Genomic DNA, 16,476 nt, shown 5'->3' with positions numbered 1-16,476 from the left:
GTTTACGCCCAGACCCGCCAGGGGGCGTTTTTCTTGTCAGCCCACATCGCTTCCAGCGCATTTCGATCCCGTAGCGTATCCATCGCGGCCCAAAACCCATCGTGCTTGCGGACGGAGAGCTGGCCTTTGTCGGCCAGACCCATCAGCGGACCCTGTTCCAGAATGGTTGCATCACCTTCAATATGGTCCAACAGCTCTGGCTCGCAAACCATAAAGCCACCGCTGACCCACTGACCATCACCCTTGGGTTTTTCGAGAAAACGGTTGATTTTTGTGCCTACGATTTCCAGCGAGCCAAAACGGCCTTCTGGTTGAACCGCTGAGATCGTGGCAACGCGCCCCTCACTTTTGTGAAAGGCGATCAGATCGGCAATGTTGATGTTGCTCAAGCCATCGCCATAGGTCAGGCAGAATGTATCATCCAGATGGTCGCGAATTCGCTTTACGCGGCCGCCGGTTTGGGTGTGCTCACCAGTGTCAACAAGAGTGACTTTCCAGGGCTCTGAGCGCTGATTATGCACGTGCATTTGATTGTTTGACATGTCGAAGGTAACATCCGACATGTGCAAGAAATAATTCGCAAAATACTCTTTTATCATATAGCCGCGATAGCCACAGCAGATCACAAAGTCATTGACGCCAAAATGCGAGTAGATCTTCATGATGTGCCACAAAATGGGTCGCCCACCGATTTCGATCATAGGTTTGGGGCGCATGTGGGACTCTTCGCTGATCCGAGTGCCCAGCCCACCAGCCAAAATTACTGCTTTTGTCATATTTTACATTTCTCATTTTTCGCATAGGTAAGGGCAACTGGAACGCGTAAAGATGATGTAACTCATCTCAAGTGAACGGTTTCAAACCAAGAAAATTTACATAGCAAATTCAACGACTGTGCATCAATAACAGCGCTGTGATCAGTAAAACAAGAGGACAAAATGACATCAGCTAGTGCCTGTCCGTGCCCCGTTTGTGCAAACATTGAAAGCAACCTGTTGCTCGATGAACGCCCCAATATCCCGTCTTTGCAAAATGTAGCACTCCCGACACAGGCTGAAGCGGTCGCATTTCCGCAAGGTGCAATCACTATGGTCCGCTGTGCCAACTGCAGCTTTGTGTGGAACGCCTCTTTTGACCCTGCTCGGATCTCTTACGATGAAACCTACAACAATGACGTCACTTCCTCAGCCTATTACTTGGCACATCTGGATGCGATGGCGGATCGTGTCATCGCATCCGTGCCTGAGGGTACAGATATCCACTATGTTGAGATCGGATGCGGCGAAGGCGACTTTCTGAGCCTGGTTCACAAGCGGGCTGGTGGGCGGATGAAATCGGCGACAGGGTTTGATCCTTCCTTTACCGGAGAAGACAAGTTGCCGGATGGAGCCAAGGTCTATCGTAACTTTTTCTCGCCGCAAAATACAGATCAGATTCCTGCCGAGGCCAATGTGGTTTGCTCCCGGCACACGATAGAACATGTGGCGGATGTCCAGAATTTTGCAACAGCCTTGGCGGCGGCTCTGGCGCCGGGGCGGACGCTATTTATCGAAACGCCAGACGCGAACTGGATCCTGGAGCACACTGCATTTCAGGATTTCTTCTACGAGCATTGTTCTATCTATACGCCGGACTCCATCCGTTTTCTCCTGGCTCAGCAGGGTTTGGAGTGCGATGTGGAGCCGGTCTATGATGGTCAATACATGTGGATTGCGGCGCGGACCCCAGAAACACCAGTTCAAGCAAAGCCTGCGGAACCCTCGGGACAATTGGGCCTGAACTACCTGGAAAACAAACGTCAGATGATGGCGGAATGGACCACGTACTTTGAGGGCCGCAGGGCAATTGCGCCCGTTGCGCTTTGGGGCGGGGCCTCAAAAGGGGTTACCTTTTCACTCTTGTTCAACACTGCCGAGAACGCGCCCATTGACTGTGTGATTGACCTGAATGTCGCCAAACAGGGGTGCTTCATGCCGGTTAGCGGCACCATGATCGTTTCGCCAGAGACGGCAAAGTCTCGTGGCGTTGGTACCGTGATCATCATGAATCCGAACTACGAAGACGAAATTCGGCAGCAAATACAGGACATGGGTTGGGCCGCTGAAGTGCGTGTTCTAAACGGCTAGCATCACCCCTGTGCGCGGGCCTTCAGTTTGACCGCGCGCCAGGCTTGGTCTTCGGTCAGGATCGTATTTTCGTTTCCAGCCCCGACGCCATTCAGACGCAAGCTTCTCAAGACTTCGGTGGCACGGCCCCACATTTCTTTGGGCGTGTGTTTCAGTTTGGGGAGGTCTTCAAGCAGAGCCGTAAGGTCTTGTGTTGTGTTGTGTTTGTTCGCTTGGAGTCGTCTTGCAGGATGGCTTTGACACCCTCAAAAGGCAGTTTGCGTTTGGCCGCCATTTGAAGAGTATATTTATCCCAGGTCCGATAACCGACCTCAGCCTGGGTATAGCCGCCTCTGTCTTTTACCGTTTCCAAAGTGGCAAAAAAGGCGAGGGGAACAGACCGCGCGTGGTTGAAAAGGTCATTGTAGGGGGCGGCTTCGTTCCCGGTTTCAAAGACCTTCGCAGGGTTGGACTTTGTTTCATCCGTGGTGTTTCCCGAATGTTGTCTGACGTCAGCACCTGTGGGACAGATTTGAGGATTTGAACAAGACGCCCGGAACATCGAAAGACGCAGCTGACAAGCTGGTCAAAAACATCCGCCGCAAGACCCGCCAGACCTATTCAGCGGAGGAGAAGATTCGCATTGTTTTGGCCGGATTGCGCGGGGAGGAAAGCATCTCGGCGTTATGTCGCCGCGAGGGTATCTCTGACAGCCTGTATTACACTTGGTCGAAGGAATTCCTTGAGGCTGGAAAGCGTCGTCTTTCCGGCGACACAGCGCGTCAGGCGACATCGCCTGAGGTGAAGGATCTGCGGTCACGGCTATGGCGTGGTTGGGGGCTTGACCGTGCCGGGCCTGTCTGCAGTTGCCGCCAGCGCGTTTACGGACCCGACCAAATTGCGAACGACGCACAAAGAAAAACGACCCACAAAGAAAACTGTGCGGCTTGCGACCCTTGAAGTAAGGGGGGGAGACTGGAAAAAAGGCTTGGGCTTGACAGCCTGTGGGTGAGGGGGAAAAAGCCCCTGAGAGCGACTGGTCCTTTTAACGGACTTACAGTAACTGATGAGGCTATGCGCAAGACTTTATTTCTCCACATCGGTCACTTCAAAACCGGTACGACGGCCATTCAGGAATTCTTGTATCTGAACCCAAAACTGCTGAGGCAGCACGATCTGCTCTATGCGAAGACCAAACAAGAATACTCCAAACACTCCGACCTGGCCTTTAGCCTGTATCAGGCCGCAGGGGTGAAAGATTTGTTGCATGGCTACGCCAAACCCGAGACGCCGCAACAGGTCTGGGCAGCGCTGTTTGAAGAGCTGCGCGCCAGCAAGCGGTCTCGCATGATCGTAAGTACCGAAGAGCTGATGCGTTTGGGGTGTTTTCCTCAGGCGGTTGCAGACCTGAAGCAGATCGTGGAAACGGCACCGGATATCGACATCAAAGTCATTGCCTATCTGAGGGCGCCAGAGAGCCACCTGAGGTCCTGGTATAACCAGTTGGTCAAGATGGGCTGCAAAACGCCCTCCTTCAATGCAGCGATCTCGCAGTCGATCGAACCCGTGCACTACGACTATGCCCTGGCTTTGCGGCCGTGGATTTCGTTGTTTGGTGCTCAGTCAATAATTCTGCGGCGCTACAGCAAAGAGAGCCGCAAAGACAACGCGCTGTTTCGCGACTTTTTGTCGATCTTTGGTATTGAAATGCCAGATCACGGCCTGACCCTCTTACCTGGGGATCCGAACCCCCGCATTGACGATGAGACCCTCGAAGTGGTGCGAATTTTGCAAAACTCCAGGGCCTCTGACTGGGCCATAAATACGACGCGGGATCGCTTTAGCAGCTATTTTCAGGAGGAACAGGTTGAGGGTTTCGCCCGCTCTGGTGATGCCTTTGAACAGGTGCGCGCCCGGACGCTTGGGGGTTTGGATCAACTGGCGCAGGAACTGCCGGAGTTTGCAGATACATTGGAACAATTTCGCGGGCAGCTGCCGGTGCAGGACGCAGGCCCCGCTTCTGATGGCTGGCTCTTTGCCGGTCTGCTGTTGGCAGAGATAGATGCGCTGCGCAAAACGATGAACAAGCAAAACGTAGCATTGGTTGCGCGGCTGGAGACGCTGGAGGCAAGACTCTCTGCAAAAGGGTCAAAGCCGTCATGAGAATTCTCTACTATAATTGGGTCGATTATCTGGATGAAGAAAACCGGGGCGGCGGGGTTTCCCAGTATCAGCGCAACATCCTGCAGGCGCTGGACCAGCAAGACGACATAGAGGCTGTCTTTCTGTCTGCGGGGATCTCTTATGATCTGCGCAGGCGTCCGCCACGGTGGGAGCAAAGCCGCCATGGGCCGGCCCGAGACCGCGAACGTCGCTATGAAATTGTCAATTCAGCGGTTTTGTCGCCGGCACATTTCTCATTTGGCAGCGACGCCCAGATTTCAGACAGGGCAACTGAGGACTGTTTTTACGACTTTATCGCAGCCACTGGCCCCTATGACGTTGTGCATTTCAACAATCTCGAAGGTCTGCCTGCGCGGGTGCTTGCCTTGAAATCACGCTGGCCCCAGACGCGGGTCATCTTGTCGTTGCACAATTATTATCCCTTTTGCCCGCAGGTGAACCTGTGGTTTCAGGAGCGCGAGACCTGCACGGATTTCAAAGCGGGGCAGAAGTGCGGCCAGTGTTTGCCCCATGCCCATAACCAGAAACAACTGCGTCTTGCGCATGGGCTTGCTTACCGGTTGAAATCTGCCGGCTTCTCGCCTCAAAGCCGGATGTTCCAACTGTTGTATCAGCCCTCTATCCGGGTGGGCAGGCGCCTTGCGATGACGGTCAAATCGATACGCCGTGCCTGGCAAAAAACAGACACAGACACAGACACCCGCGCGGGCGAGACCTTGCCGGCAACAGGCCCAACGCCCTTTGCCAGGCGGCGCGAAGAAATGGTCTCTTTGATCAACGCCCACTGTGATCGGGTGCTGGCGGTTTCGGATTTCACCGCTGGGATTGCGCGCCGCTATGGGCTGCAGTCTGATATCTTGCAGACCTCTTATATTGGCACCTCCCATGCGGGCAACTTTGACCGGACGGCTCCGCGCGATCTGCCGGTGCAGGCGGGGGAGGTGATCACCCTTGGCTATCTTGGCTATATGCGACGAGACAAGGGGTTCTTCTTCCTTCTCAAGGCTCTCAAGGCTTTACCCGCGCCTATGGCAAGACGCGTTCGGCTGCTGGTTGCCGCCGGGCGTGGGGATGCGCAGACCATGGCAGAGCTTTCCGAACTAGGGCAAAATCTGGCCGGGTTGGAGTATTTTGACGGCTTTACCCAGAATGATTTGCCCAACATTCTGTCCCGGATTGATCTGGGTGTGGTCCCAGTTCTGTGGAACGACAACCTGCCACAGGTGGCGATTGAAATGCATGCCAACCATATCCCGCTGCTGACCAGCGATTTGGGCGGCGCGCAAGAGCTGTCCAATTGTCCGGATATGATTTTCCGCGCCGGCGACATTGCCAGCTTCCAGGCCCGGTTGCAGGCCATTTTGTCCGGTGCGGTGGATCTGGAGGCCTATTGGAAGGGCGCACGCTGGCCAACTTCGATGGCTGAGCATCTTGTCCAGTTGGCCGCAGCCTATCAGGTGCCGCGCGGCTAAGTTTGGGGTTTACGTGCGGGCGTTAGCTCTGTCTGCAGTTGCGGGCTGCGGGCAGGGCGTTACACTCTGCGGTGCCGGGATGGGCAGATCGTAGACACAAGGCATAACCATGCAGCGCTCAATAGCCTTTCGTACAAGCGGATTGACCAAGGTCTATGGCAGCGGCCATTCGGCGGTGCATGCTCTGCGCGGCGTTGACTTGGAAATTCCCTCTGGCGATATCGTCGTTCTGCTGGGGCCGTCCGGGTCTGGGAAATCAACCCTGCTGAACATTATTGGCGGCCTCGACCGGGGGACCACAGGAGAGGTCTATTTTCGCGATCACTGTCTTAGCGACATGACGGATGCACAGCTGACACGCTATCGGCGCGATCATGTTGGCTTTGTGTTTCAATTCTATAATCTCATGCCCAGCCTGACAGCGCGCGAAAATGTCGAACTGGTGACGGAAATTGCCGCAGAGCCGATGGACCCTGATGAGGCCCTCGCCTTGGTCGGGCTGCGCGAACGGGTGGATCATTTCCCGGCGCAGCTCTCAGGCGGGGAACAGCAGCGGGTGGCCATCGCCCGCGCTATTGCCAAACGGCCGGAGGTCTTGTTCTGCGATGAACCAACCGGGGCGCTGGACAGCCAGACGGGACGGGCCGTGTTAGAGGTGCTGCGCGATGTGAATGCTGAGATGGGCTCTACCATTTTGATGGTGACGCATAACGCCAATACGGCTGCCATGGCGGACCGGGTGATCTACTTTGCCGATGGGGGCATCCGCAAAGTGGTGGAGAATAGCGAAAAAATCAGCCCCTCAGAGATCCACTGGTGAGCCCGCTGGACCGCAAACTGCTGCGCGATCTTTGGCGCATCAAGGGCCAGGCCCTGGCGATCGGCATGGTGATCGCCGTTGGGGTAATGATGTTGGTGATGATGACAGGGCTGGTTGCCTCGCTGGGGGAAACGCGAGAGGCCTATTACCAACGCTACCGGCTGGTCGATGCCTTTGTACCGGTGAAACGCGCCCCGGAGCGTCTGGCCTCTCAGCTGGCGCAAATCTCAGGTGTTGCCGCCGTGGAAACACGGGTCACCGGGCGCGCCCTGATTGATCTGCCAGACCAAAGCCTGCCGGTGCAGGCCCAGGCGCTGTCGCTGCCAGAGCGCAGGCGTCCGGCGCTGAATGACATTTACCTCACCCACGGGCGGTTTCCGGCTTTGGGCCGGACCGAGGAAATTGTTCTGTTGCAGAGTTTTGCCAAGGCGCATGATATGCTTCCGGGGGATACATTGGCGGCGACAATGAACGGCAGTCGGCGCCAGTTTAAAATCACCGGATTGGCGCAAAGCCCAGAGTTTCTTTATGTTACCGCGCCGGGGGAACTGGTGCCCGATGATGCGCGCTTTGGGGTGATCTGGATGCACCGCTCGGGGCTTGCCGCCGCCTATGACCTGGAGGGCGCCTTTAATGAAGCCCTGCTTGGGCTGACGCGGGGGGCCAATGTCGAGGCGATTCTGGACCACGGCGATCGCCTGATGGCGCCTTACGGGGGCAGCGGTGGCTATCCCCTGGCGGACCAGTTTTCGAACCGGTTCATCTCTGAAGAAATCTCTGGCCTGGCGGCGGCGTCCAAGGGCGTGCCGCCTATCTTTCTCGCGGTGGCGGCTTTCCTGCTCTACATCGTCATCAGTCGCATGGTGCAAGCCGAGCGGGAGGAAATCGGCCTGATGAAAGCCTTTGGCTATACCAACTTTGAGGTGGGGAGCCATTATTTCAAGCTGATCCTCGCCATCGCGCTGGGCGGTGCACTGATCGGCTGTTTGGCTGGAATTGCCAGCGGGCGGGCGATGGTCGGGATTTATAGCCTGTATTTCAAATTTCCCTTTCTGGTCTTTCGCCTCGACCCTGCCTCCTTTGTGACGGGGGTTACGGTGAGTGTGGTTTCGGCTTCGGCAGGGGGGCTTTTGGTGCTGCGGCAGGTTTTTGCACTGACCCCTGCGAGCGCGATGCGCCCGCCTGCGCCGCCGGATTACAGCCGGGCCCGTGGCCTGGGCAAAACCCTGGCGGCGCTGCTGGATCAGCCCAGCCGCATGGTTCTGCGACGCCTGACCCGACAGCCGGTTCGCATGGCCGGAGCCATGATAGGCATTGCCTGTGGCATGGGATTGTCGGTGGCGATGATCACGATTTATGCGGGGTTTGACCGCACCATTGATCTGACCTTTTCGGTTGTGGACCGCAGCGACGTCAGCGTGAGTTTCACCCAACCCGTGAGCGACAAGGCGCTGTTTGAATTGCGGCGCATTGTCGGCGTGTCGCGGGCCGAACCGGTGCGCCATGTCCCGGTGGTGCTGCGCAACGGGGTGCACAGCTATCGTAGCGCCATCACCGGAATGCCACAGGATCCGGTTTTGAACCGGGCATTGGATGAAAAAACGGCAGCAATCGACATGCCCAAATCCGGTGTGGTGCTGTCCAGTGTCTTGGCTGAGATTTTACATATTAAGGCGGGCGAGATGCTGACCATTGAGGTGCGGGAGGGACGGCAACCAGTCTTGCAAATCCCCGTTGCCTCGGTGGCGCAGGCGTTGCTGGGGGCGCCGGCCTATATGGATCTGACGGCGCTGAACCAGGTCTTGCGGGAACCGCGGCGGGTGACAGGGGCCTATCTCACTATTGATGCGGCCAGGGCTGACGCGATCTACGAGACCCTGCAGGACATGCCCACGGTCGCGGGGGTGAGCCTGAAAGAAGAGGCCCGCGAGGCCTTTATGGTTGTGATGAATACCGGCGCTGGGGCTATGCGCTATGTGATGGGAGCCATTGCTTTTGTCATAACCTTTGGCATTGTCTACAACGCCGCCCGTATCGCCTATGCAGAGCGGACCCGCGATCTGGCCAGCCTGCGGGTGATTGGTTTCAGCAGGGGAGAGGCGGCTTTTGTGCTGCTCGGAGAGCTGGCAGTGGTGACATTGATTGCCCTGCCGGTTGGGGCACTGCTGGGCTATTATCTTTCATTTGGTATCGCGGCGGGGTTTTCAACGGATCTATATCAGATCCCGGCTGTCTTTGACCCGGTAAGCTATGGCCAGGCGATGCTTGTGGTTCTTACCGCAGCAGTGGTTTCCGGCTGGTTGGTCAAGCGTGATCTCGACCGGTCTGATCTGATCGACGCATTAAAGACACGGGAGTAACCCATGGCACAGGCAAAAAAACAGTCGCGTCTGGTATTGATGCTGTTTGTTGGGGGGCTGATGTTGGCGGCCCTGGCGGCAGCCTTTTGGCCCCGCCCCTTGATGGTGGATCTGCAAGAGGTAAGCCGCGGGGCGCTACAGATCTCCATTGATGAGGAAGGTCGCACCCGGGTGAGCGAACCCTATGTGGTCTCGACCCCGGTTGCCGGGCGGTTGCAGCGGGTTGAGGTCAACCCCGGTGACCCGGTGGTGCGCGGAGAGACGGTCATTGTGACGATGTTGCCGACCAACCCTGTTGCGCTGGATCTGCGGACGCGGGAGCAGGCACAGGCGGCGTTGCGATCAGCAGAGGCGGCCCTGCGTGGCGCCCATGCGGATCTGAGCGCCGCCGAAGCCAGCCGTGATCTGGCCCAGACCGAGCTGCAACGCACCGAGAAATTGGCGCAACGCAATATTGCCAGTCCGGCGGCCTATGACCGGGCCAAGCGCGAGTTTCGCATCTCCGAAGCCCAGGTGCAGATGGCCGAGGCGGCAATCAGCACCCGCGAAGCAGATCTCGCAAATGCACAGGCGCAGCTCATTGGTTTTGAGGATCTTGGTCTTGGCGCCGCCCTGCGCGACAAGCCGCAGGATGATATCCCGCTCTATGCCCCGGCCAGTGGCCGTATTTTGCAGGTCATGCATCAAAGCGCCACAACCCTGCCTGCGGGTGAACCGATCATGGAGATCGGCGATATCGAAGGCGATCTGGAAATTGTGGTGGACCTGATTTCATCAGATGCGGTGCAGGTCACACGCGGCGATCCGGTGTTGATCGAGGACTGGGGCGGGACGGCCACCCTGCATGGAGAGGTCTCGCGGATTGATCCCTTTGGTGTCACCAAGGTCTCGGCGCTGGGGGTGGAGGAGCAGCGGGTTCCTGTAGTGATTGCGCTGGCCTCCCCGGCTGAAGATCGGGCCGGGTTGGGGCATGGCTACCGGGTTGAAACCCTGATCATCGTCTGGCGCGCAGAGGATGTGCTGCGGGTGCCTTCCAGCGCCTTGTTCCGGGCGGGTGACAGCTGGTCGGTCTTTGTTATGGTTGACGGCATTGCCACCCAGCGGCAGGTCGAAATCAGCCACAACAATGGCACCCAGGCGCAGGTGGTCAGCGGCCTGTCCGAAGGAGAGCAGGTGGTGATCTACCCCTCTGCTGCAATCCAAGACGGTACGGCGATTACCCGACGTGTTGTCGAATAGCTGCCGTGCCGCTGGATTTATCATCGTGGCTTTTTGAGGGTTGCCCCTACGGCTACCCGTTGTTTTCTATTCGGGATTTGACAAAGGACGCTTGGTGCCAGGGCACAGAGAGCCCCTCCTGGTAGATCACATCGCGTCCCTCTGACATCAGGGCGAGATACTTCCGGTATTCCTCTGCATCGTTAAAGTGCTGGCGTCGCGACACTTCGATTTGGGCTTTGCGATGGAAATCGGCATTGTATTTGAAATGGCCAAAGATCAGCTCGCGGCTGGACAGCTGAACGTCGGCCAGGAAGTGATAGCCTGCAGAGAGGCGCATCCAGGGCTGATATTTCAGCAAGGCAATTTTCTGGGCGACAAACAGATCCGTGCGCGATCCGGCAATCAACCTGTGACGCACAGCACTGGTCCAGGTTGGCATATTGGAAAACGGACCCTGTCCAGTCCAGTTGGCCAAAAAGGGGTCGCTGTCGGTATAGCCGGCTTCGTCAAAGGGATTGGTCTTGAAGGTGGCCTTGCCCAATGACGCTTTGGGGTACATGTCGAGCATAAAGATACGCGCGGCATCCACCCCCTGGAATTCGGGAGTTTTCAGAAGATCCGGCAGGGTTTGTGTCTGGTTCTTTTGCCAGACCAACAGCTCGTCGGTGTCGGCGATCAGGGTCCATTTTCCAGTGCGAAAGGCTGCCATCATGGCCTGTTGCCAGCCGGCGCCATACTGCGACAGGCTGTAATCTGTATCGACGGAGAACAGCGCGACATCAGGCTGCTCCATCAGGAACTCCAGGGTGCCATCGTCAGAGCAATTGTCGGCGATCAGAAAGCTGTCAACGCCCAGACGCCGGTAATGGGCCAGGAACTGCGGCAGCATGAACATCTCATTATGCATGCAGGCAACAACGGCCACCTCGGCGTTACGCGCGGCGTCTAGACGCTCTTCGCTGCTGATCAATTCCAGCGCATTGCTTTGATAGACAAGGGCGGCATCCTGATAGCTTGGCCAGATCTTTTTTGGTGTCAGCGTCGCTGCTGCCAGGGTGTCACAGGCCTGTGCCTGGCTGTCGTGTTCATCCAGATGCACCAGCGCCACCGGAGCCGCGCGGCTGGCATCAAAGCTGTTGACCCAACGTGAGACCGGCGTTGCCTTGCCCCAGGTACGGCGGCGAATAGAGGTGCGATAGTCCTCATCAATAGGGTGAATACCCTGCTGCGCCAGCAGGTCCCCCAGCATCTTGTCTTCCATAAAGGACATCTGAATCAGATGCTGCCCTTCGGGGCTTTCTTCTGCGGCGATGGCAGCCGCCATGGCGGTACGGCTGAGCGCATAGCCGGTGCCGCCATCCGTGTAGGTCGAAGGCTCAGGCGACTTGTCCAATTCAAGCCGTCCCCGATCCGAGGATGATTTTTCATTGTGCCAGGAACGATCCATATCGCCGGGGCGGCGTGTCAGGATGCGGCCATAATAGTCGAATTTTCGATAGCTCTGGCCGTGGAAAAAGACATCCGGGTTCAAAAAGCAATCGTCGTCAATCTTCAGCAGATGGGAAAAGCGGGTGTTTTCATAAACCCAGCGAATGGTGGCCAGGGTCTTTTGCGGCAGACCTTCGTAGTTGTCAGGCGCGTCCACATGCACGATATCGCCGTCTTTGCTGCCATCGCCGTTGCCGACAATGATCACATAGGGAACGCCCAATGCCTCCAGCAGGGCCAGCCAGCCGCTGCGCATCGCCGGGATGCGACTGTTCAGGTTGGGCAGGCAGGAGAATACCGTGACAATGGTATCAAACAGCGGAGAGCCCGCCATATCTGGGGCCGCTTTGGGCAGGGGGCGAGGGGCTGGAAGGTCGTCTGCAATAGTCGGCAGGATTGCACAGACCTTTTCAAACAGCTGTTTTGTGCCAGCTGTATCGCGCAGGGCCACAAGGGCCAGGCGCGGGGCTGTGGCAGTGCGGAACGCTGACAGCTCTGTGTCGTCCACCCCCTGTATCTGGGATTTCAACTGTTTCAACAGGGCCGCAATGGCTTCTGTCTGTTGGGCATAGGGGGACAGCCCCCGGAGCAGCGCCAGCGTGAATCCAAGGCCCAGAAACTGGCTGCGCCGTGCCGACAAAAGATGCAGATCGGTGCCCAGTTCCGCAATCTGGTCAGGGGAAACGGGCTGCGTAGCGGCCTGCTGTAGCAGCGCCTGTAGTCGCTGGCTGACCTCAATTTGCAGTTTAAAGTAGGGCGCCCGCGGTACATCGCGGTAAAAACCGGACAGGGCTGTCGCAGTGACCGGGACCAGATCCTCGTGCACCGGCTCGGCACCGGGAAAGGCCATATGCCGCAGGGCGGCCTCTTCGACCACAACGTCGGCCCGTATCAAGGCCTGGTGGTTCAGCTCTTTTGCGGGGGCAATCTCAACCCCGGATGGGCCCAGCAATTCGCGGCGCACGCGCCGCAGATCGCGACACTGGTAAGGTTGGAAAAAGGCCAGGGCCTGCGCCAGTTCTGTGCGGTCTTGTCGATCTTTGGGCGCAGAGGTGGCAAAGTGGCCGGGGGCGGCTTCGACACCTGCAAAGGCCTGCCGCAGAGCGGCGAGTTCGGGGGACGTGTCGTAGCTGAACTGTTCGTCAAGCTGATGCCAGAATTGCCGGGACAGCCCATAGGTGCGGATGACAAAATTCAGGATCAATTGCTGCGTATCATCTGCAAAGCTGCGGCGCTGCTGCAGCAACAGGACGGCAACCTCGGTAAGCGCGGTGCAATGGGCCCGCCCCCAGTAGTTTGAGGCCTGTTTGTCGATCAGATCCATATAGGCGTTTAGGATATTCTCGCGGGTCTTCTCGTTTAGCCCTTCTGCTGCAATAGTCCGCCGCATGAGCCAGGCCAGGGCCGGCGTGACAATCCAACCGGCAGTTGGGGCAATCAGAGACCGCAGGGTCGGGCAAATCTGATCGTGCCGCTCTTCGAGAAAGAGGAAGGGCAGCAGAGCCGAGTTTTTAAAAAGGTTACCGGCCTCAGGAGACAGGCTGGAGCCAAACCCTTCGCGGCAAAAAAGCCCGTGGAAACCGCCAAAATCGCGGCTGGGGTGGCAGAAAAACTCACTGAGTGCGAGAAAGAGGTGGGGGTGCAGGTTTTTGGGGAGATCAGTCAAAAGCGCGCTCAGGACCTCAAGCGGATCTCTTTCTGGCTTTTGCCACATTGCCTGGCCAAACTCCGCGTGGGCCTGAACAACCGGGTCTCGCGGTGTCAGCTCGGGGGCCTTGGCAGCATTGGTGGTTTCTTCTGACATGTCTTTGGTGGGTCTGATATAGTCGCTCAGGCCAAAAAAGCGCTGGGCACTGGCCAGGCTCGCCCGACTTTGGCTGGAAAGCTGGTCCAGGAGCCCGCCAAACTGAACATGTTCAAAAACCTGCATGGCGGCCAGGGAGTCGCTGCCCAGATCAGTTTCCGCAATGATCAGTTCGATCTGTTTGACCAAATCTTCCCGTGTCAGGAGCAGACGGGGACAGGCCGCACTGCCATCCGCATGCACCAGCCCCAGGTCCAGGGCCTCTTCCTGGGCACGGCCCTGCCAGACACGACCGGGCAAGAGCACAATGACATCCGAGACCTGGGAGCCATTCCCCAGGCTGCCCTTTTTCCCTGTGTCTGGGTAAAGAATGACCTTTGGCGGAGAGCTCTCTCCGGGGAGGTCTAATGTCAGGGCGCCAGTCTGGGGTGGAACCTTCAGCCGGGCGCGCAGCTCCAAACGGTTGCTTAGGCACAGCCGTCCCTTGTTTAAGAGGGTCTGATTGTTGCGGCTCAGCGCACCAAGGGCGAGTTTTGGACTGACGCTATCGCCAAAATCAACATCAGCAGCGGAGATACCGCCCTGATAGCTGACAAAACTGATCTTATCGAGATTAGGGTAGGAGCGGCCCAGCAGGCTGCGCCCAAAGGTGAAGACGTTCTTTCCGTCCAGCGCGACAGTCACATGCGGCGGAGTAAAGGTTATGGTCACCTCAACCCCGGTTTTGGGCAGGGGGTGTTTCTTCGCTTTTTCTGCGGCCCACTGCTCTCCGGTGCGCTTGCAGCATACACAGATGCTGTCCTCTTGGCGGAGCGACAGGTGGAACAGGATATTTTTCTGCTCGCGATCAAAAAACGAAATATTGGCGTAGGGGAACTGTGAGAACCTCGCCGTGTAGCGAAACACTGTGGTATCTTGAACTAAGAACGACTGCATGGCGATTTTGATGTGCCCATATGGTGTTTTATCGGTTGCCCGCCGCCCAAAGCGGGGGTGGTTCAGGACGTGCGGCGAAGCCGGGCTTCAATGCTCAGCAAGGTCGCGATCCGCCGTCCTTCTCCCGGGTCTAGAGGTGTTTGCTCGCGGGTCAACCCACGGCGAAAGGCGACCCAGGTGGCAGAGGCAGATAATAGCGCCAGCTTCAGATTCCGACAGGGCGGTTTGAGCTGCGCCATCCGCTGTCGCAGGGCGCGGGCAAACAGGCGTCTCTGCCAGCCCTTTGGAAGCCGTGCCACCATGGTTGGATTGAGATCCAGGGCCAGCTGATCAAAAGAGCGCAGGACCTGCCGGAACCCCGCTCTCCCTTGATGCGGGGGCTGGTATTGGGCCTGGGCCGCGCTGGATTGGTTCACGTTGCAGCCGGAGTGCCGGAAATAGGCCGCTTTCTTCGCCAATAGGGCCGCGTGCAAAGCCAGGGTCCAGCCGGGCAAAGCCCCGGTTCCAAACTGCAGGCCTGTCTCTGTCAGAAAGGCCCGGCGATAGAGCTTTGGCGAAACCTGACCGTCCAGCGCGATGGCTGCTTCGGGGGAAAAGGTAAAAGCAGCTGCGGCCATCTGGTCCAGCGAGACTGTATCATCTTGATAAAAGGACGAGTGGTAATCTTTCCCCTCCAGCCCCAGGCGGAACACCGACACGGCGAAATCAGCCTGTGAGGTCAACAACCCATCAACCCAATCATGGAGCGCCATTTCCGTGAGGGTATCTCCGGCAACAAGAAAATTGACGTAGAGCCCCCGAGCCGCCCGTAACCCGGCATTGCAGGCGGCGCCCAGCCCCCTGCCTGTATGCTGCAGGACCCGCGCTTCTGGGTGCTCCTCCGCGATGGCCTTGGCCTCTGCCAAGGCATGGTCAGAGCTGCACAGGATCAGGATTTCCCGCCCAGGTGCGCCCTGACGGGCGAGGGATTGCAGGCTTTCCCGAAGCAGGCCGCTCTCCCTGCCTCCCCAGGGGATCACCACGCTCAGCGGCAGTGTGCCTGCCATTTCCACCCCCCAGGCCCGGGAGATATGAGGATCCCAATCGGGAGTGTAGGTCAATTTATGGGTTTCAAGATAGGCGGCACAGGCGCTGGCGTATCGCGCCCGGCGCTCGGGTGCGCGCAGGGCTGTGCTGCGTTCAAACAGCAGGCGGCTGGTAATCTGTTCAAAGGCCCGCTCGGCGTCAGGCCGATCAGCAGAGTCCATCAGCCGTTTGACGCGATCCAGAACCGAGAACTGCTCAAACACCCGATCACTGTCGCGGCCAGTTATCTGCCCTTGCCGCAGGCGTGTTTGCAAATACAGCGGCGCCTCGATATGCAGCAGGTGATCGGTTCGCGCTGCTGCTTGGTAGTAGAACTCGTGATCCTCAAACCAGGTGCCTTCCGGAAAGCGCAGCCCTTCGATCAGGCTGCGGCGGTAGAGCTTGTTCCAGGCAGAGGGAAAATGCGGGATCGCGTCTTCCCAGCTGTGTTGCGGGTAGCGGGTGATCTGGCCGGAACTGTGCTGCTCTGCGCGACCGTGAATGGCGGAATGATCAATATATTGGTCATTGGGAAAGCAAAAGCGGATGCCGCAGGAAACCCAGTCTGCCCCAGTTGTCTCCAGGGCCTGCCAGAGCCGTGACAGATAGTTGGGATCCAGTCTGTCATCGCTGTCGAGAAAGGCAACAAAGGTGCCTTGTACCAGCTCTAATCCAGTGTTGCGGGCGCCGGAAAGACCTTGATTTTGTTGCCTTATCAGTTGAAATCGAGGGTCCTGTCCAATCACCTTTTCGGCAATGGAGGCGCTGTTGTCTGTTGAGCCGTCGTCGATGACCAGCGCTTCAAAATCACCTAAGGTCTGCGCCTGAAGACTGCGCAGGCAATCCGCCACATGGTCGGCCACATCATAGACCGGAATGATGACAGAGATGAGTGGCCGTGGTTTGGAGTGTGGCATTAGATGAAACAGCTTCTACAAAAATGGCCTGTGCGGGCGCACTAGTACAGCACTGGGGGCAGTGCTGTCACTAACCCTAATTGCAGCGAGGGCGGACAGGTTCT

General features: G+C 57.7%; 9 protein-coding genes and 1 pseudogene. 7 read left to right on the top strand and 3 right to left on the bottom strand.

Translation table 11 applies throughout. The features are described from left to right. Positions 1 to 2: 2 nt before the first annotated feature. A complete protein-coding gene (gene rfbF / locus ARCT_RS0121090) occupies positions 3 to 776 on the bottom strand; it encodes a glucose-1-phosphate cytidylyltransferase (protein ID WP_027241851.1) in 774 nt (257 codons plus the stop codon). Between the two features lie 219 nt (positions 777 to 995). Between rfbF and ARCT_RS0121085 the strand changes: the two genes are divergently transcribed. The 7 genes and pseudogenes from ARCT_RS0121085 (at position 996) to ARCT_RS0121050 (ending at position 10,180) form a co-directional block, all read left to right on the top strand. Continuing rightward, entirely contained in the window at positions 996 to 2,126 is a 1,131-nt protein-coding gene (locus tag ARCT_RS0121085; protein WP_051360937.1) for a class I SAM-dependent methyltransferase, read from the top strand. 519 nt (positions 2,127 to 2,645) lie between these two features. Then, a pseudogene (locus ARCT_RS27675) lies at positions 2,646 to 2,921 on the top strand (transposase); the annotation flags it as partial. 258 nt (positions 2,922 to 3,179) lie between these two features. Beyond that, on the top strand, positions 3,180 to 4,268 hold the full coding sequence (locus tag ARCT_RS0121070; RefSeq protein WP_027241848.1) for a hypothetical protein: 1,089 nt from the start codon (positions 3,180 to 3,182) through the stop codon (positions 4,266 to 4,268). Continuing rightward, the gene (locus ARCT_RS26675) at positions 4,265 to 5,761 is read left to right on the top strand and encodes a glycosyltransferase (RefSeq protein ID WP_051360935.1); all 1,497 of its coding nucleotides are present in this window, start codon (positions 4,265 to 4,267) and stop codon (positions 5,759 to 5,761) included. Before ARCT_RS0121070 ends, ARCT_RS26675 begins: the two co-directional genes overlap by 4 nt. A 109-nt stretch (positions 5,762 to 5,870) precedes the next feature. Further along, positions 5,871 to 6,581, top strand: coding sequence for an ABC transporter ATP-binding protein (locus ARCT_RS0121060; protein ID WP_027241847.1), 711 nt, complete (start codon positions 5,871 to 5,873; stop codon positions 6,579 to 6,581). After that, on the top strand, positions 6,578 to 8,941 hold the full coding sequence (locus tag ARCT_RS0121055) for an ABC transporter permease (protein ID WP_036785256.1): 2,364 nt from the start codon (positions 6,578 to 6,580) through the stop codon (positions 8,939 to 8,941). The genes ARCT_RS0121060 and ARCT_RS0121055 overlap by 4 nt, the downstream gene beginning before the upstream one ends. Before the next feature lie 3 nt (positions 8,942 to 8,944). Continuing rightward, complete coding sequence (locus tag ARCT_RS0121050) at positions 8,945 to 10,180, top strand: efflux RND transporter periplasmic adaptor subunit (protein ID WP_027241845.1); 1,236 nt, start codon at positions 8,945 to 8,947, stop codon at positions 10,178 to 10,180. Positions 10,181 to 10,232: 52 nt separating this feature from the next. On the opposite strand, the gene ARCT_RS27270 is transcribed toward ARCT_RS0121050, so the two are convergent. Both ARCT_RS27270 and ARCT_RS26665 read right to left on the bottom strand, forming a co-directional pair. Then, positions 10,233 to 14,390, bottom strand: a complete 4,158-nt coding sequence (locus ARCT_RS27270) for a glycosyltransferase family 2 protein (RefSeq protein WP_084300914.1) — start codon at positions 14,388 to 14,390, stop codon at positions 10,233 to 10,235. A gap of 62 nt (positions 14,391 to 14,452) precedes the next feature. Continuing rightward, complete coding sequence (locus ARCT_RS26665; RefSeq protein WP_036785252.1) at positions 14,453 to 16,372, bottom strand: glycosyltransferase family 2 protein; 1,920 nt, start codon at positions 16,370 to 16,372, stop codon at positions 14,453 to 14,455. Positions 16,373 to 16,476: the final 104 nt, after the last annotated feature.

It is taken from the genome of Pseudophaeobacter arcticus DSM 23566 (genome assembly GCF_000473205.1).
Taxonomy (GTDB): domain Bacteria; phylum Pseudomonadota; class Alphaproteobacteria; order Rhodobacterales; family Rhodobacteraceae; genus Pseudophaeobacter; species Pseudophaeobacter arcticus.
This window is presented reverse-complemented; position numbering and strand designations above follow the sequence as displayed.